Raw genomic sequence first — 14,208 nt, 5'->3', positions numbered from 1 at the left:
ATGAAAAAAGACATCCACCCCGACTATCACTTCATCACCGTGACGATGACCGACGGGACGACCTACAAGACCCGTTCGACCTACGGCAAGGAAGGCGATACCCTGACCCTCGACATCGACCCCACGACCCACCCGGCCTGGACCGGCGGTCAGGGCAAGCTCGTCGACCGCGGCGGGCGCGTGTCGCGCTTCAAGGAAAAGTTCAAGGGCATCCTGGGTTCGTAAGAACTTTCGATTGTCTTGGAAATGCGAAAGCCCGGCCGGTGTGCCGGGCTTTTTGTTTTTGAGGCACGGCAGTCGATATTGGGCGGTGGAGAGCGGGAGAGGCTTTATTTGCCGCCGAAAGCGGCCTTGAGGCGGTCCATCTGGGCGCTGAGGGCATTTTCGCCGGTGGGCTCGGAAGGCAGTTCCTCGCCGCGCTCGATCCGGTCGAATTTGACGACGCGCTCGAACAGCCTGTCGCCCTTGTCGATATAGTGCTTCATGCGGTCGGGAACCTCGTCCCAACCCGGCCCGCCGCGATCGGCGGGGAGCGCCGAGAACTTGACCTTGGCCTTTTCGTCGAGCGCCTGCTGGGGCGAAATCTCGCCTTCATTGACGGCGCGCTGAAGAAGCAGCCAGGAGGCAAGCTGCATGAGGCGCGTGGTCAGGCGCATGCTTTCGGTCGCGTAAAGGAAGGACGCCTCGCGGCCCAGCGCCTTGCTCTGGGCGCGTCCGTCGCCATCGAGATAGGCGGCGACCTCCTCGATCAACCCCATGCCCTCGCGATACAAAAGGTCAAATCCGCCCGACGACAAAAGTCTCGGCGTCAACGCTACGGCTGGGGACATGACCTCGTCCACGGGCACTCCTTGATCGATCGATGCTGGGGCCGCCATATTAAGCCCAATCGCCGCACCCGTCATCCCGGCGTGCGACGCGAGTTGCAACTAGGCTTAACGCAAATCGGTTCCGGAAACGCCTGGCCTGAAAAAAAGAAAAGAGCCGTCAGGTGAACGGCTCTCGAAAGTTAACAGGGAGGCGTCAAACAGAGGGAAGAAACCGCTCTGAAAAACTCCAGCGCAAAAACTGGATGAGGAAAACCTAAACCGAACTCGTAAAATTTTCCTTAACGAGACTCGCTTTTTTAACCTTACCGGAAAATGCCCCTTCCCTGTCGCCCGGGAGACACGCCCGGTTTCAGAACTTGAACACGGCATCGGCCGCCGAGCGGCTGTGGTTTTTCGTTTCGATGGCCTGTTCGAGCCGGGCGATCTCGTCCCTGAGAATGGCGATGCGCTGCGTGAGTTCATCGACCGAGAGCGTATCGAGCGCCATGCCAACCTCATGGACCGGCGCGCGGCGGACCTCGTCCTCATCCATGTCGCGTTCCTTTCAAAACCATATCCGGCCCCATTGTGGCGCGCGATCGGGCCGGCGTCCACGACATTTGCCGCTGCGGCAGAGATGCCACGGTTCGGTCACGATTGCGTCAGACCGCCAGTTCACACTTGCGACGCTTCCGCCTTGTGACAATTTAATGGCAGCTGGGGGCGCAACCGGTGTTCGAATTTCTGATTGACGGTGGGATGACCCAGACTGCCCTTCGCCTTGCCGGCGGTATCGCCCTTGTCTCCATTATCCTTTACGGCCTCGTCGTGGCGTTCGCGTACACCTTCCAGCGCGAAATGGTGTTTCCGCGCCGGTTCGTGAACGCGGCGCCCTTTGCCATGATGGTAAGCTCCGAGTTCGAGCGGTTTTCGCTGGAAACCGCCGATGGCGAACGGCTCAAGACCTATTTCAAACCGCCCCGCCAGGGCGCGCCGGTGGTGGTGGCCTTCCACGGCAATGGCAGCGTGCCCGAGCCCATGGCCGTGCGCTTCGGGCGTGGACCCTGGGCCGATGCCGGGTTCGGGGTGATCGCCTTTGCCTATCGCGGCTATCCAGGCTCGACCGGCACGCCGAGCGAAGAAGGGCTGCTGCTCGACGCGGAAGCGGCCATAACCTATGTGCGCGAGCACGCGCCGGGCAGCCCGCTGGTGCTGATGGGCCATTCGCTGGGGACCGGTGTAGCGGTGGCCATGTCGGAACGCTATCCTTCGATGGGGCTGGTGCTCGAAGCGCCGTTCTCCTCACTGCCCGACGTCGTGGCGGCGACCATGCCGTTCCTGCCCGGACAATTGATGCACGACACCTTCGTTTCCGCTCGCCGGATCGCCGGAGCGCAGGCCGACACCATCGTCATCGTCCATGGCGAGCGCGACACGGTGGTGCCCGCGTTCCTGGGGCGTCGGCTTTATGCGGCCGCTCCCCACGGGATATTCATGTCGGTCGAGGATGCCGACCACCTCAATTTGCGCGGGATGCGCGACGCCGAAATTCTCGACATCGTGCTCAACGGCTATCCGCCCGAGCCCACCCCGCAGAGCGAACCGGTGGGCACTCCCGATCCGCTGGCCGCCGGCGCCGAGCCAACCCCGCCGACGCCCCTCGAAGGGCCGGTAGGCAGCCCCGACCCCTTCGCGGACAGCCCTGCCCCGCCGCCCACCACCGCGCCGGTGCACGCCCCGGCGGGCTCGCCAGATCCGATGCAGAGCGGAGCCGTATGATTAACAATTGCATGAGCGGTGCTTAGCACTTATATTGCGGGCCAAATTCCCCCTCATCCAAGATCGACGAGGCGGGCGGACCGGAGGAAGACCGGGCCGCAGCACAGGAGAGATTTATCCATGGCCACACAATTGCTCATGCCCAAGGCGACCGCCGTCTGGCTGGTCGAGAACACCGGGCTGACCTTCAAGCAGATCGCCGATTTCTGCACCCTGCATCCCCTCGAGGTCCAGGGCATTGCCGATGGCGACGTGGCGGGCGGCATCCGGGGCGTCAATCCGGTCCAGAACGGGCAGTTGACCCGCGAGGAAATCGCCAAGGGCGAAGCGGACGAAAACTACCGGCTCAGGATTTCCGAGCCCAAGGTGAAGGTTGCCGCCCCCAAGCGCCGCGGCCCGCGCTATACGCCGACCTCGCGCCGGCACGAACGCCCCAACGCCATCAAATGGCTGGTGCGCAACCATCCCGAGCTCAAGGACGCCCAGATCATGCGGCTGGTGGGCACCACCAAGTCGACAATCGAATCGGTGCGCGAAGGCACCCACTGGAACACGGCCAACCTCACCGCCATGGACCCGGTGACGCTGGGCCTGTGCAGCCAGATCGAGCTGGACATGGAAGTGCGCAAGGCGGCCCGCCAGGCCGGTATCACCGAGGACGCGCCCGAGGGCACGCGCCTGCTCACCGCAGAGGAAGCGCTCAGCCGCGCCCAATACGCCCCCGAGGGCGAAGAGGGAGCTTCCGAAGCGCCCACCGATGATGCCTTCGATGCCGAGCGCGAGGCCGAGTCGGTGTTTGCCAAGCTCAAATCCTTAAAGGGCAGCGATCCCGAAGCCGATGATCGCGACTGATCTTTTCTCCGATCCCACGGACGGCCCGCTATTTCGATAGCGGGCCGTTCTTTTTTGCCAAGCTTGACATGCGCCCGGTTTGGCGGCGCTATGGCACCAACCCTGCCCGCCTCACCTCAAGCCTGATGCCCGATCCCACCTTCTTTCTCGTCGCCGCGCTGGCCGTCTTCATGGTCGGGCTCTCCAAATCCGGGCTGGTCGCCAGCCTCGGCGTGGTCGGCGTGCCGCTTCTGACGCTGGTGATGCCGGCCCGCGACGCGGCGGGCATGATGCTGCCGCTGCTGATCGTCATGGACATCATCGCGCTCTTTGCCTATCGGCGCGAAGTCAACTGGCGGATCTTCCTGATCCTCCTGCCCGGCGCGCTGGTGGGAACCGTCATCGCATTTTCGCTTTCGGCAGTGGTGAGCGAGGCGATGGTGCGGCTGGCGATCGGCATCATCACCCTGTTGTTCGTGCTCGACGCCTGGCTGCCGCTGCGAAAGAAGCTTGAGGGCCTGCCGCCGTCGCGCATCTGGGGAACGTTCTGGGGATCGGTCGCCGGATTTACCAGTTTCGTCAGCCATACGGGCGGACCGCCGATCCAGATCTACATGCTGCCCCTGCGGCTGACCCCGGCGCTGTTTGCCGGCACCAATGCGGTGTTTTTCGCCGTGGTCAACGCGATCAAGATCCCCCCCTATCTGGTGCTCGGCCAGCTTTCATGGGCCAATATGCAGACGGCAGTCTATCTCGTGCCGGTCGCCATTGCCGGCATGCTGCTGGGGGTGTTCCTCGTCCGGCGCATCGACCCGGCGATCTTTTATCGCGTGGCCTATGTGCTGATCTTCCTGCTCTCGCTCAAGCTGATCTATGACGGGATCGTCGGGATCTGGGGATAGTCCGGGAGCATTAAAAAAGGCCGCAGCTTGCGCCGTGGCCTCACAGAACTCGCCTGGAATACAGCCCCCTAATTGGGACTGTCGCGATGAGCTTGTACCATTTGGTCTTTGACTTCGAGCTTCTTTCGCTTGAGGGAGGCGATCAGGAGCGCGTCGCGCGAGGGATGGCGCATTTCCTCGCTGATCTTGCGTTCAAGATCCTGATGCCGACGCTCCAGGGAGGTGATGTAAGTCTGTGAGGTCATAGTCACTCCTTTCATCATTGGACGACAATATCGTCACACTCTTTGCCGGCTTTGTCCAATGGCAAATCTGTGGCAAGTATCACATATATGTTGTCGCGCGGCCTTTCGGTGGGAGAGGGGATATATGCTGCCACTGGACAAGCAGATCGAGGCCAAACTGGGGCTCGAACTGGCCACAAAACGCCAGGAACACGCCGATCTGGACGCCGCGATCCACACGCTTTCCGCATCGGGACTTGCCGACGCGACGCTGATCCAGCGGCTCAAGAAGCGCAAGCTGGTGCTCAAGGACCGCATCGTGGAGATCGAGCGGATCATCCTGCCCGACATCATCGCGTGACAATAAATTTAAGCTAAGGACCAATGCAGATGACAGACCAGTCACGCTTCGTCGAGCGCGTGCGCCACGAACTCAAGTTCCGCGTCGCCAAGGTGGTCGCCACCGAACGCCTGACGCCGAAGATGGCGCGGATCACCGTTGAGGCCGAGGAATTGTCGAGTTTCGTCTCACTTGGCTATGACGATCACTGCAAACTGTTTTTCGCCGATGCCGGAGGGGCCGATTTTCCCGTGCCGACGCGCGGGGAGAACGGGCTGGTGTTTCCCGCCGGCCAGCGGCCGCAATCGCGCGACTATACGCCCCGCTTCTATGACAACGCGGCTAAAACGCTGACGCTCGATTTCGTTCTGCATGGCGACGGACCGGCCTCGAGCTGGGCGCAGAATGCCAGGCCGGGCGATGCGATCGGGGTGGGCGGGCCGCGCGGTTCGTTCGTCCTGCGTGGCGATTTCGACTGGTATCTGCTGGTGGGCGACGAAACTGCCCTGCCCGCCATCGCGCGCCGGCTCGAGGAATTGCCGCGCGATGCCAGGGTGATCGCCTTGATCGAGGTGGCCGACACCGACGAGGTCCAGACGATTAACGCTCCGGCTGGGGCCGAGATCAAATGGGTGAGCCGCGAGGGCGCCGAACCGGGCGATCCGAGCCTGTTGCTCGCCGCCGCGCAGACCATCGAACTGCCGCAGGGGGATGGCTATATCTTCATCGCCGGCGAGAGCGCGATGAGCAAGGCGGTGCGCGCCTATTTCGTCGATGAGTGTGGGCACAATCCGGACTGGATCAAGGCGGCTGGGTATTGGCAGGCCGGGACGCAGGATTTCGACGACGGGCATGCCCATTGAGGGGATGATGGGGGCCACGTCTGGCGCTGCAGCCCCTCAACCCTGAGGGGAGAGGGAGCAATTCCGGCACTGCTGGTGGATACCTGTCGCCCTCCCCTCAGTCGATCGCTTCCTTTTCTTCCGCGTCGCGGCGGACGAGGAGGGTTTGCAGATCGGCGGCGAGCGGTTGGGCGTCCTGTTCGATGAGGTCGATCTGGGCTTCCTCGTAGAGCCGGGGTTCCTGGTCGAAAACCGCGAGAACCGCGCCCATCCGCCGGTCGTCGAGAACGACCGGCACCCCCGCATAGGCCCGCACCCCGCTTTCGACGACGCTGCGCAGATGGGCGTAGGGGGAATGTTGCAGATCCTCGATGATGAGCGTGCCCTTGCGCTTGAGGACCTCGCGGGCAAGGTGCTCGGCGTGGCTGATGCCCTGGTCGTCGGCGAATTCGTCCTCGAACGGCACCACGGTGATCATGGCGACTGTGGTTTCCACCGATTTGGCCAGCCGGCGCAGGCTGCGGGCGATGGCCGGATCGGCGGCGGCACGGGCCGAGAGCGCTCGCGCCGCTGTGCGCGTTTCTTCCAGCGAGGGAAGCGGGCCGGAGGCCAATGCACCATCGGCGCCAAGGGCCGCTGCGATGGAGCTTTCGGCCAGCGCGATGGTGTGGGCGACCACGTCGATATCCTCCGAGATGCTCTCACGGTCCGAAAGGCGCAGATCGGGGTGGAAATAGCCCGCGATGACGTGGAGCCCCGGCCTGATACGCTTCAGCCTCCGGGCCGCGTAGCGCGCGTAGATTTCGGGCTTGGCGCCGAGATAGCAAAGGCAGACGATTTCGGTGCGGGACAAATCGATCTGGGTGATGCCCTCCTTGCGTAAGGTCACCGGTGCCATGACGCGCACCGGAAAACCTGCGGCGCGCACCCGCTCGGCGATCATGAGCGCGATGGCCTGATCGAGCTCGGTCTTGCCGCCGAAGACGAGGACGCGCATCTCCTCCTCGTCGGCGACCGCGTCTGGCGCTCCTTCGATGTTTTCGATCACCTCCGCGAGCGTTTCCACCACGCGATGGCGGTGCGAGGGATCGGCGAGGCCGCCGGCGATATCGGCCTCGGCCAGCCGCAGGGCGGGCACGGCGATGTCGTCGTAAAACTCGCCCACATCGCCAGCCTCGATCTCACGATCGGCCACTTCGGTCGCTTCCTCGACATTGCCGGCGATCAGCCGCTGGTAGAACCGCTCCTGGGGCAGCAGAACCGGGGCGCTGCCCAATATGGTTTCGATGAACGCCAGCCCCGGAACGTAGCGCGCCATGACGACGATACAGACGGTGAGCGGCATCGAAACGATCAGCCCGATCGGACCCCACAGTGTTGCCCAGAACATGGCGGCGACCAGAACCGCGAGCGGGGTTAGGCCCGTGGAATTGCCGTAAAGGCGCGGCTCGATGAAATTATTGCTCACCACCTCGAGCAGCAGATAGAGACCGATGACCCAGAGCAGCATGCTCCAGCCCGGATCGACGGCGATTGAGAGCAGGATGGGCACCGAGGCGATGACCAGCGTGCCCACGAAAGGGATGTAGCGAAAGATTGCCGCCAGAAGCCCCCAGAGGATGGCATTGGGCACCCCGATCACGAACAGGCCGAGGCCGAACAGCACCCCATAGGCCATGTTGACGCTGGCCTGGGCGAGCAGATAGCGCCCGACGCGCTCGCTCGCTTCGTTCATCGCCTCGGTCGAGGAGCGGAGATCCCCACGGCTGACGAGCTTGAGGAACCTGTCGCGCAGCTCCTCGCGTTCGAGGAGAAGAAAGATCAGAAAGATCGTGACGATCAGCAGCGATGCCAGCGGGCCGACGATGGAAAACAGCACCGACTGGGCCATTTCCAGCGCGCCGGTTCCAGCATTGGCGATGACGACCGGGATGGGATCGCCCTCGCCAACCGCGACGCCTTCGGTGTTGGATTCAAACTGGGCACCGACCCGCTCGATGGTCGAAACGATCCTGTCGATGACCTGCCCGCCCCCGAAGGTTTCCTGCGCCAGACGCAGCTTGTCGCTGATCGTCGCCTGATAGCGCGGCAGATCGGCGGCCAGCGCGATGAACTGGGAAACCGCCGTATAGGCGATGGCGCCGATGAGCAGCATCGCCGCGAGAACCGCCGCCAGGATCGCCACGATATGGGGGATGCGCACACGGCGCAGGGCGCTGACCACCGGGCCGAGCGCGAAGGCCAAAAGCACGGCGAGAACCAGCGGCACGATGATGCCGCGCCCCAGATAGAGCACGGTGACGATGAGAACGAAGGTCAACATTGCCGCCAGCGGCTGGCTTGCCAGTGGCGAAGGCGCCGGGGCGGTCGGCGGGCGTGTGTCCATAGAATCAAGGTTCCCCAAGGCCCCCTCCGGGCCTGCCGCAAGAACGTGCCGGGCGGCGGTTTCGTTCCCGTGGCGCGCGGCCCTGGCGCCTTGAACGGGGTGGGGTTTTCCGCTACAGCCACGCTTTGGCCTCAGCGAGGAACGGGCTCTTGGTTTCATCTCCCCCCATCGCCATCGTCATGGGCAGCCAGTCGGACTGGCCGACCATGCGCTTTGCCGCCGAAACGCTCGAAGCGCTCAGGGTCGATTATGAGGCACGGATCGTTTCGGCCCACAGGACGCCGCTGCGCATGGTGGATTTTGCAACCAGTGCGCGCGATGAAGGTTTCAAGGTGGTGATCGCCGGCGCCGGAGGCGCCGCGCACCTGCCGGGCATGATTGCGGCGATGACCACGCTGCCCGTGCTGGGCGTGCCCGTGGAATCCAAGGCGCTGCACGGGCAGGACAGCCTCCTCTCCATTGTCCAGATGCCGGGCGGGGTGCCGGTGGGAACGCTCGCGATCGGCAAGGCGGGGGCGATCAACGCGGCGCTGCTCGCCGCTTCGATATTGTCGCTGGGCGATGAGGAATTGGCATCACGGCTGCTAGAATGGCGCGAGCGGCAGACCGATATGGTCGCGGAGTTTCCCAAGGACGATGACTGAAACCAACCCCCTGCCCCCGGGCACGCGCATCGGCATTCTGGGTGGCGGCCAGCTTGGGCGCATGCTGTCGCTGGCGGCCAGCCAATTGGGCATGAAAACGCATATCTTCTGCCCCGACGAGAACAGCCCCGCTTTCGAGGTGACGCCGCACAAGACGGTGGCCGGCTATGACGACGTCGCCGCGCTCCGGGCCTTTGCCGGCGGCGTCGACGTGGTGACCTATGAATTCGAGAACGTGCCGCTGGCAACCGCCAAGGTGATCGCCGAGCACGTTCCCCTCCATCCGGGGCCGAAGGCACTGGAGATCAGCCAGGACCGGCTGACCGAGAAAGGGTTCCTGACCCGCGCGGGGATCGCCGTGGCACCCTATCGGGCCGTCAACAGCCGCGCCGATCTCGATGCGGCCATCGCCGAAATCGGGCTGCCCGCCGTGCTCAAGACCACGCGGCTGGGCTACGACGGCAAGGGCCAGAGGACAATTCGCACGAGCGAGGACGCCGAGGAGGCATTCGCGGCGCTGTCGGGCGTGGAATTGGTGCTCGAGGGGTTCATCGGGTTTGAAAGGGAAATCTCGGTGATCGTCGTGCGTGGCGGCGATGGTGCCATCGTCACCTATGATCCGTCCGAGAACGTCCATAAGGATCATATCCTCAAGACGTCCACATTGCCGGCCGCGATTTCGCGGAACGCGGCGGAAAAAGCGCGCACGATTGCGGGACAAATCGCGGCCGAGCTGGGTTATGTCGGGACGATGGGGGTGGAGTTCTTCCTGGTTTCCGACGGGAACGCACCGGAAATCCTCGTCAACGAGATCGCGCCGCGCGTGCACAATTCGGGGCACTGGACGCAGGCGGTTTGCGTCACCGACCAGTTCGAAAACCATATCCGCGCGATTTTAGGCTGGCCGTTGGGCGACACGACCCGGCTGGCCGACGTGGTGATGGAAAATCTGATCGGCGACGAAATCTTCGCGACCGCCCGCCGTTCGGTCGCCGGGGTGCAGCCTCATGTCTATGGCAAGAGCGAGGCTCGGGCTGGGCGCAAGATGGGACACCTCAATATCGTGAAGCTTCCCCAGGCCTAGAAAACTGCCCCTCCCAGTGGACAAACCGGGACTCTTCTGTTAACTACCGCGACCACGGCGACCGGCATGTGTCGGTCGACGCCTGGGACCTATTGGCCTTTGGCGTTTGATTTCAACCGAATTTCTCTAACCGAAAGGGCGGGTGTTCCGCGTGCAAGTAGTCGTTCGCGATAACAATGTCGATCAGGCGCTCCGGGCGCTGAAGAAGAAGTTGCAGCGCGAAGGTGTGTTTCGCGAAATGAAGCTGCGCAACTATTACGAAAAGCCTTCCGAAAAGAAGGCTCGCCAGAAGGCCGAGGCAATCCGCCGGGCCCGCAAGCTGGCACGTAAGCGCGCACAGCGCGAAGCAGGTGTTGCAACCGGCCGTCGCTAAGCGACGTCGATATTGGAACGTATTTGCAAGAAACGCCGTCCCTTGGGGCGGCGTTTTTGTTTTGGGGGCAAGGCTCTGGCGGTTGTGTGTTGCGCAACGTCAGCGCACCCCTCATCCGAACGCTTCGCGGCCACCTTCTCCCTCAAGGGGAGAAGGGGTGAGGCTGTGAGGCTACGGCAAGAATCTCCTACGAACCGGTCTCCGAGATAAATTGCTGTGCCCGGTCCCAGAGGCCCCGGGCCCAGAGGTCGCCGTGGTCGGCGCCCTGTTCGATCCAGAGTTCGTAGGGGTTGGACACCTCCTCGTAGAGCCGTTCGCCATTGGAGACGCTGATGGTCTGGTCGGCGGTGCCGTGGGCGATAAAGACCGGCTCTTCCACCGCGCCGATCCAGTCATTGGTGCGGAACTGGTCGAGCATGAACCAGGCGACGGGAATGAAGGGATAGCGCTCGGCGGCGACATTGACGGCCGAGTAGAAGGGGGTTTCGAGCAGCAACGCATCGGCATCGCGCTGGCTGGCGACCCAGGTGGCGGGGGACGCGCCCAGCGAGCGGCCCCAGATGACGATATTGTCCTCGCGCTCCGCCAGCCAATCGAAGGCCGCCATCGCATCGGCGAGGATGTGATCTTCGGTGATTTCGCCGGGCGAAAGCGGGAAGCCGCGATAATCGACGGAGAGAAAGCCATAGCCGGCATCGGCGAAGGCGGTGAAGCGCTCGTGCTCTTCCGAAAAGCTGCCTGTATTGCCCTTGAGGTAGAGGATGGCGGGAAGGGCCTGGTTGGTGGGAGGCGCGTACCAGCCGACGATCACCTCGTCATTGCTGGTCGGGATTGTGACGATTTCGGCATCGAGCCCGATGACGGCAGGATCGAAGGTTTCGCCCGCTGGAAAGAAGAAGAACGCCCGCTGGTTGACGTAGAGATAGGCGACCAGCCCACCGTAAACGACAATGACGAATACGACGATGCCGATGGCGATCTTCTTGAACATGGGTGTCCTCCCGGCAGTATCCTTCCCCTGATACCGCCGAGAACGGGCGACGTCTAGTTCAGCGTCTCTTCGCCCAGGGCGACGCGGAAGGCGCGCTGGAAGACATCGAGCGGCTGACCGCCCGAAATTGCGAACTGGTTGTTGAAGATGAAGAACGGCACTCCGTTGATGCCCTGCTGCGAGGCGGAAACGGCAAGGGCCTTGGTGGTTTCGTGCTCGTTTTCATCGGCGAGCAGGCCCAGCGCCTGGTCCCGCTCATAACCATGAGCGGCGGCGATATCGGCCAGAAGCTCATTGTCGGTGATGTTCTTGCCTTCGAGGAAATAGGCGGCGGCATAGGCCTTGGCGAGGCCGTATTGGTGCTCGGGCGATGCCAGCCGGATCAGCGTGTGGGGCTTGATGGTGGGATAGCTCATGGGTTGAACGCTCATGTCGAGCGGCACGCCCGCCTCGCGCGCCACAGACTGCACGCGTGCCTGCATGGCGTCGATATCGCCGCCATACTTGGCCGCGAGCCGTTCCCTGGTGTTCTGCCCTTCCTCGGGCGTTGTGGGATCGAGCAGGAACGGGTGGTGGAGAACTTCGACCTCGACATCGTCGGGGAGCGTAGCCAGCGCCTGATCGAGACGCGCGGTGCCGATCAGGCACCAGGGGCAGACGACGTCGGTGAAAAGGTCGATGCGGATGGATTTGGTCATGGGAGGCCTTTCTGTTGGGCACAAAATGGACACCCACTCCCAAACCGGCAAGTACGCACAGCGATGTAACCGGAACGTTAGGCGATCAAATCTCGAAATGGATGTGATCGTCATGCCGCGCCGCATTGCACCCCTGGAAGCGGATTTTGGGCGAGGAAAGGCCCAGGCTCTGGGCCAGATGCGGCTCGAGGAAGATGCGGGTGACCCGTGGGTCATCGGCCAGCCATTGGACGGCAAAACGCGTGCGCTCGACCTCCAGCGACAGGTCGTGCCAGAAGGGTTGCAGCCATTCGAGGTTCCACCGCATGGTTGGCAAATCGGCTTCGCACGCCGTCGGGCCCTCTTCGAAGGCGAAATAGCCGATTGGGGAACGGGTAGCGCCCGGACGATATCCCGTCTCATCTCCATAGTAGAAGGCCAGATCGAGCTTGCGGCCGTCATTGTGGGAAAGATGCGGGACCAGCGGGAAATTGCCGAATGGCAGGCTGGCATCGAGCGTCAGCGTCACCGTGCCAGGAAATTGCGCGTCGACGGCATCGGCGAGGTCCTGGGCGACTTCCCGCAGCTCGGGCACGACATAGTGACGATGCAAAAGGCAATAGAGCACCGATTGCGATTTGAGCGTGCCCTCGCTCCAGCAGGGCAGTGGCACGCGCCCGGTTTGCGGCGCGACGGCGATGGCCGAAACCGAAAGCGCCCCGTAGGCAACAAGCACGGCGAGGAGGCGCCGGGGAAAGAACAGGCCCACGAGATAGGCCATTCCAACGATCTGGCTGACGATGAACAATAGCCCGGTCAGCACGGTGCGAAAGACGGCACGCATAAATGGCCGCATGCGTCTCCTCCAAACAGAAAAGGGGGCATTGAGCCCCCTTCCCTAGCAGATCTGCGCCGATGCGTCAGTGCATCGACTTGACGATCGATTCGGTGACCTTCTTGGCGTCGCCGAACAGCATCATGGTGTTGTCGCGGAAGAACAATTCGTTCTGGACACCGGCGTAACCGGCGGCCATGCCGCGCTTGATGAACAGCACCGTGCCAGCCTTTTCGACGTCGAGGACCGGCATGCCATAGATCGGCGAGGTCTTGTCGGTCTTGGCGGCGGGGTTGGTCACGTCATTGGCGCCGATGACGAAGGCCACGTCGGCCTGCGCGAACTCGGAGTTGATGTCTTCGAGTTCGAACACTTCGTCGTACGGCACATTGGCTTCGGCCAGCAGCACGTTCATGTGTCCGGGCATACGGCCCGCCACCGGGTGGATGGCGTATTTGACTTCCACACCGGCCGCCTTGAGCTCGTCGGCCATTTCGCGCAGGGCGTGCTGGGCCTGAGCCACCGCCATGCCGTAACCGGGGACGATGATCACCTTGGACGCGTTCTGCATGATGAAGGCGGCGTCTTCGGCCGAACCCTGCTTGACCGGGCGTTCTTCCATATCACCGGCAGCGGCGGCGGAATCATCGCTGCCGAACCCGCCCAGGATGACCGAGATGAACGAGCGGTTCATCGCCTTGCACATGATGTAGGAGAGGATCGCGCCCGAGGACCCCACCAGCGCGCCGGTGATGATGAGCGCGGTGTTGCCCAGCGTGAAACCGATGCCGGCGGCGGCCCAGCCCGAATAGGAGTTGAGCATCGAGACGACGACGGGCATGTCAGCGCCACCGATCGGGATGATCATCAACCCGCCCAGGATCAGGGCCAGGATGGTGATCGCCCAGAACGCCATCGGGTCCTGGCTGACGGTGAAGTACCAGACCAGTGCCACGATCGCCACGGCGATTGCGATGTGGATCAGGTGACGAGCCGGCAGCAGGATCGGCCGGCCGCTCATGCGACCGTCGAGCTTGGCGAACGCGATGACCGAACCTGTGAAGGTGAAGGCACCGATTGCCGCGCCGATCGACATTTCGATCAGCGCCTGGACGTGGATGTGGCCGGGCTCACCGATGCTGAAGGCGACCGGCGCATAGAGCGCGGCGGCAGCCACGAACACGGCGGCAAGGCCCACCAACGAGTGGAAGGCAGCGACGAGCTGGGGCATTGCCGTCATGGGCACGCGGCGGGCGATGACCGCGCCGGCGCCGCCACCGATGGCCAGACCGGCAATGATCAGGACCCATGCGAACGGATCGGTGATGTTGGCGACCAGCAGCGTGGTGAGAACGGCGATGAGCATGCCGACCATGCCCATAGTGTTGCCGCGACGCGCCGTGGTGGGCGAAGAAAGCCCGCGCAGCGCAAGGATGAACAGCGACCCGGCAATCAGATAAAGCAGGGCCGCGATATTTGCATTGATCATGG

Annotated in this window: 17 protein-coding genes; 9 read left to right on the top strand and 8 right to left on the bottom strand. The window is 63.2% G+C overall.

Annotated elements, in window-relative coordinates; all coding sequences use genetic code 11:
- Complete coding sequence (gene rpmE / locus V4T21_RS02170; protein WP_332712382.1) at positions 1-225, top strand: 50S ribosomal protein L31; 225 nt, start codon at positions 1-3, stop codon at positions 223-225.
- Positions 226-329: 104 nt separating this feature from the next.
- Here rpmE and rcdA read toward each other — a convergent pair whose 3' ends face one another.
- Together rcdA and V4T21_RS02160 are read right to left on the bottom strand one after the other, a co-directional pair.
- The gene (gene rcdA / locus V4T21_RS02165; RefSeq protein WP_440589607.1) at positions 330-842 is read right to left on the bottom strand and encodes a protease adaptor protein RcdA; all 513 of its coding nucleotides are present in this window, start codon (positions 840-842) and stop codon (positions 330-332) included.
- Positions 843-1,179: 337 nt separating this feature from the next.
- Positions 1,180-1,362, bottom strand: a complete 183-nt coding sequence (locus V4T21_RS02160) for a DUF1192 domain-containing protein (RefSeq protein ID WP_332712377.1) — start codon at positions 1,360-1,362, stop codon at positions 1,180-1,182.
- A 206-nt stretch (positions 1,363-1,568) separates the two neighbouring features.
- Between V4T21_RS02160 and V4T21_RS02155 the strand changes: the two genes are divergently transcribed.
- The 3 genes from V4T21_RS02155 (at position 1,569) to V4T21_RS02145 (ending at position 4,321) form a co-directional block, all read left to right on the top strand.
- Entirely contained in the window at positions 1,569-2,588 is a 1,020-nt protein-coding gene (locus V4T21_RS02155; protein WP_332712374.1) for an alpha/beta hydrolase, read from the top strand.
- A gap of 120 nt (positions 2,589-2,708) precedes the next feature.
- Positions 2,709-3,440: a DUF1013 domain-containing protein gene (locus V4T21_RS02150; protein ID WP_332712371.1), complete on the top strand. Its 732-nt coding sequence runs from the start codon at positions 2,709-2,711 to the stop codon at positions 3,438-3,440.
- Positions 3,441-3,508: 68 nt separating this feature from the next.
- Positions 3,509-4,321, top strand: a complete 813-nt coding sequence (locus V4T21_RS02145) for a sulfite exporter TauE/SafE family protein (protein ID WP_332712368.1) — start codon at positions 3,509-3,511, stop codon at positions 4,319-4,321.
- Between the two features lie 68 nt (positions 4,322-4,389).
- On the opposite strand, the gene V4T21_RS02140 is transcribed toward V4T21_RS02145, so the two are convergent.
- Positions 4,390-4,566 carry a YdcH family protein gene (locus V4T21_RS02140; protein ID WP_332712366.1) on the bottom strand — a complete coding sequence of 59 codons (177 nt, stop codon included), beginning with the start codon at positions 4,564-4,566 and terminating at the stop codon, positions 4,390-4,392.
- A gap of 124 nt (positions 4,567-4,690) precedes the next feature.
- Between V4T21_RS02140 and V4T21_RS02135 the strand changes: the two genes are divergently transcribed.
- On the top strand, positions 4,691-4,906 hold the full coding sequence (locus V4T21_RS02135) for a YdcH family protein (RefSeq protein WP_332712363.1): 216 nt from the start codon (positions 4,691-4,693) through the stop codon (positions 4,904-4,906).
- Between the two features lie 29 nt (positions 4,907-4,935).
- Positions 4,936-5,748, top strand: coding sequence for a siderophore-interacting protein (locus V4T21_RS02130; protein WP_332712361.1), 813 nt, complete (start codon positions 4,936-4,938; stop codon positions 5,746-5,748).
- 97 nt (positions 5,749-5,845) lie between these two features.
- Here V4T21_RS02130 and V4T21_RS02125 read toward each other — a convergent pair whose 3' ends face one another.
- On the bottom strand, positions 5,846-8,113 hold the full coding sequence (locus tag V4T21_RS02125; RefSeq protein WP_332712359.1) for an AI-2E family transporter: 2,268 nt from the start codon (positions 8,111-8,113) through the stop codon (positions 5,846-5,848).
- Positions 8,114-8,292: 179 nt separating this feature from the next.
- Between V4T21_RS02125 and purE the strand changes: the two genes are divergently transcribed.
- The 3 genes from purE (at position 8,293) to rpsU (ending at position 10,214) form a co-directional block, all read left to right on the top strand.
- On the top strand, positions 8,293-8,757 hold the full coding sequence (purE, locus tag V4T21_RS02120) for a 5-(carboxyamino)imidazole ribonucleotide mutase (RefSeq protein ID WP_440589611.1): 465 nt from the start codon (positions 8,293-8,295) through the stop codon (positions 8,755-8,757).
- Entirely contained in the window at positions 8,750-9,841 is a 1,092-nt protein-coding gene (locus V4T21_RS02115; RefSeq protein ID WP_332712355.1) for a 5-(carboxyamino)imidazole ribonucleotide synthase, read from the top strand. The genes purE and V4T21_RS02115 overlap by 8 nt, the downstream gene beginning before the upstream one ends.
- 151 nt (positions 9,842-9,992) lie before the next feature.
- Positions 9,993-10,214 carry a 30S ribosomal protein S21 gene (rpsU, locus tag V4T21_RS02110; protein ID WP_332712709.1) on the top strand — a complete coding sequence of 74 codons (222 nt, stop codon included), beginning with the start codon at positions 9,993-9,995 and terminating at the stop codon, positions 10,212-10,214.
- Positions 10,215-10,401: 187 nt separating this feature from the next.
- On the opposite strand, the gene V4T21_RS02105 is transcribed toward rpsU, so the two are convergent.
- The 4 genes from V4T21_RS02105 to V4T21_RS02090 form a co-directional block, all read right to left on the bottom strand.
- Entirely contained in the window at positions 10,402-11,205 is an 804-nt protein-coding gene (locus V4T21_RS02105) for an alpha/beta hydrolase (protein ID WP_332712352.1), read from the bottom strand.
- A 53-nt stretch (positions 11,206-11,258) separates the two neighbouring features.
- Complete coding sequence (locus V4T21_RS02100) at positions 11,259-11,903, bottom strand: DsbA family oxidoreductase (RefSeq protein WP_332712350.1); 645 nt, start codon at positions 11,901-11,903, stop codon at positions 11,259-11,261.
- Positions 11,904-11,988: 85 nt separating this feature from the next.
- Entirely contained in the window at positions 11,989-12,738 is a 750-nt protein-coding gene (locus V4T21_RS02095; protein WP_332712347.1) for a hypothetical protein, read from the bottom strand.
- A gap of 64 nt (positions 12,739-12,802) precedes the next feature.
- Positions 12,803-14,203, bottom strand: a complete 1,401-nt coding sequence (locus V4T21_RS02090) for an NAD(P)(+) transhydrogenase (Re/Si-specific) subunit beta (RefSeq protein ID WP_332712706.1) — start codon at positions 14,201-14,203, stop codon at positions 12,803-12,805.
- Between the last annotated feature and the right edge of the window lie 5 nt (positions 14,204-14,208).

The sequence above is a fragment of the Pelagibacterium mangrovi genome, assembly GCF_036662815.1.
In the GTDB taxonomy this organism is placed as follows: domain Bacteria; phylum Pseudomonadota; class Alphaproteobacteria; order Rhizobiales; family Devosiaceae; genus Pelagibacterium; species Pelagibacterium mangrovi.
The sequence above is the reverse complement of the archived record's forward strand: the minus strand, read 5'-3'. Positions and strand labels throughout refer to the sequence as shown.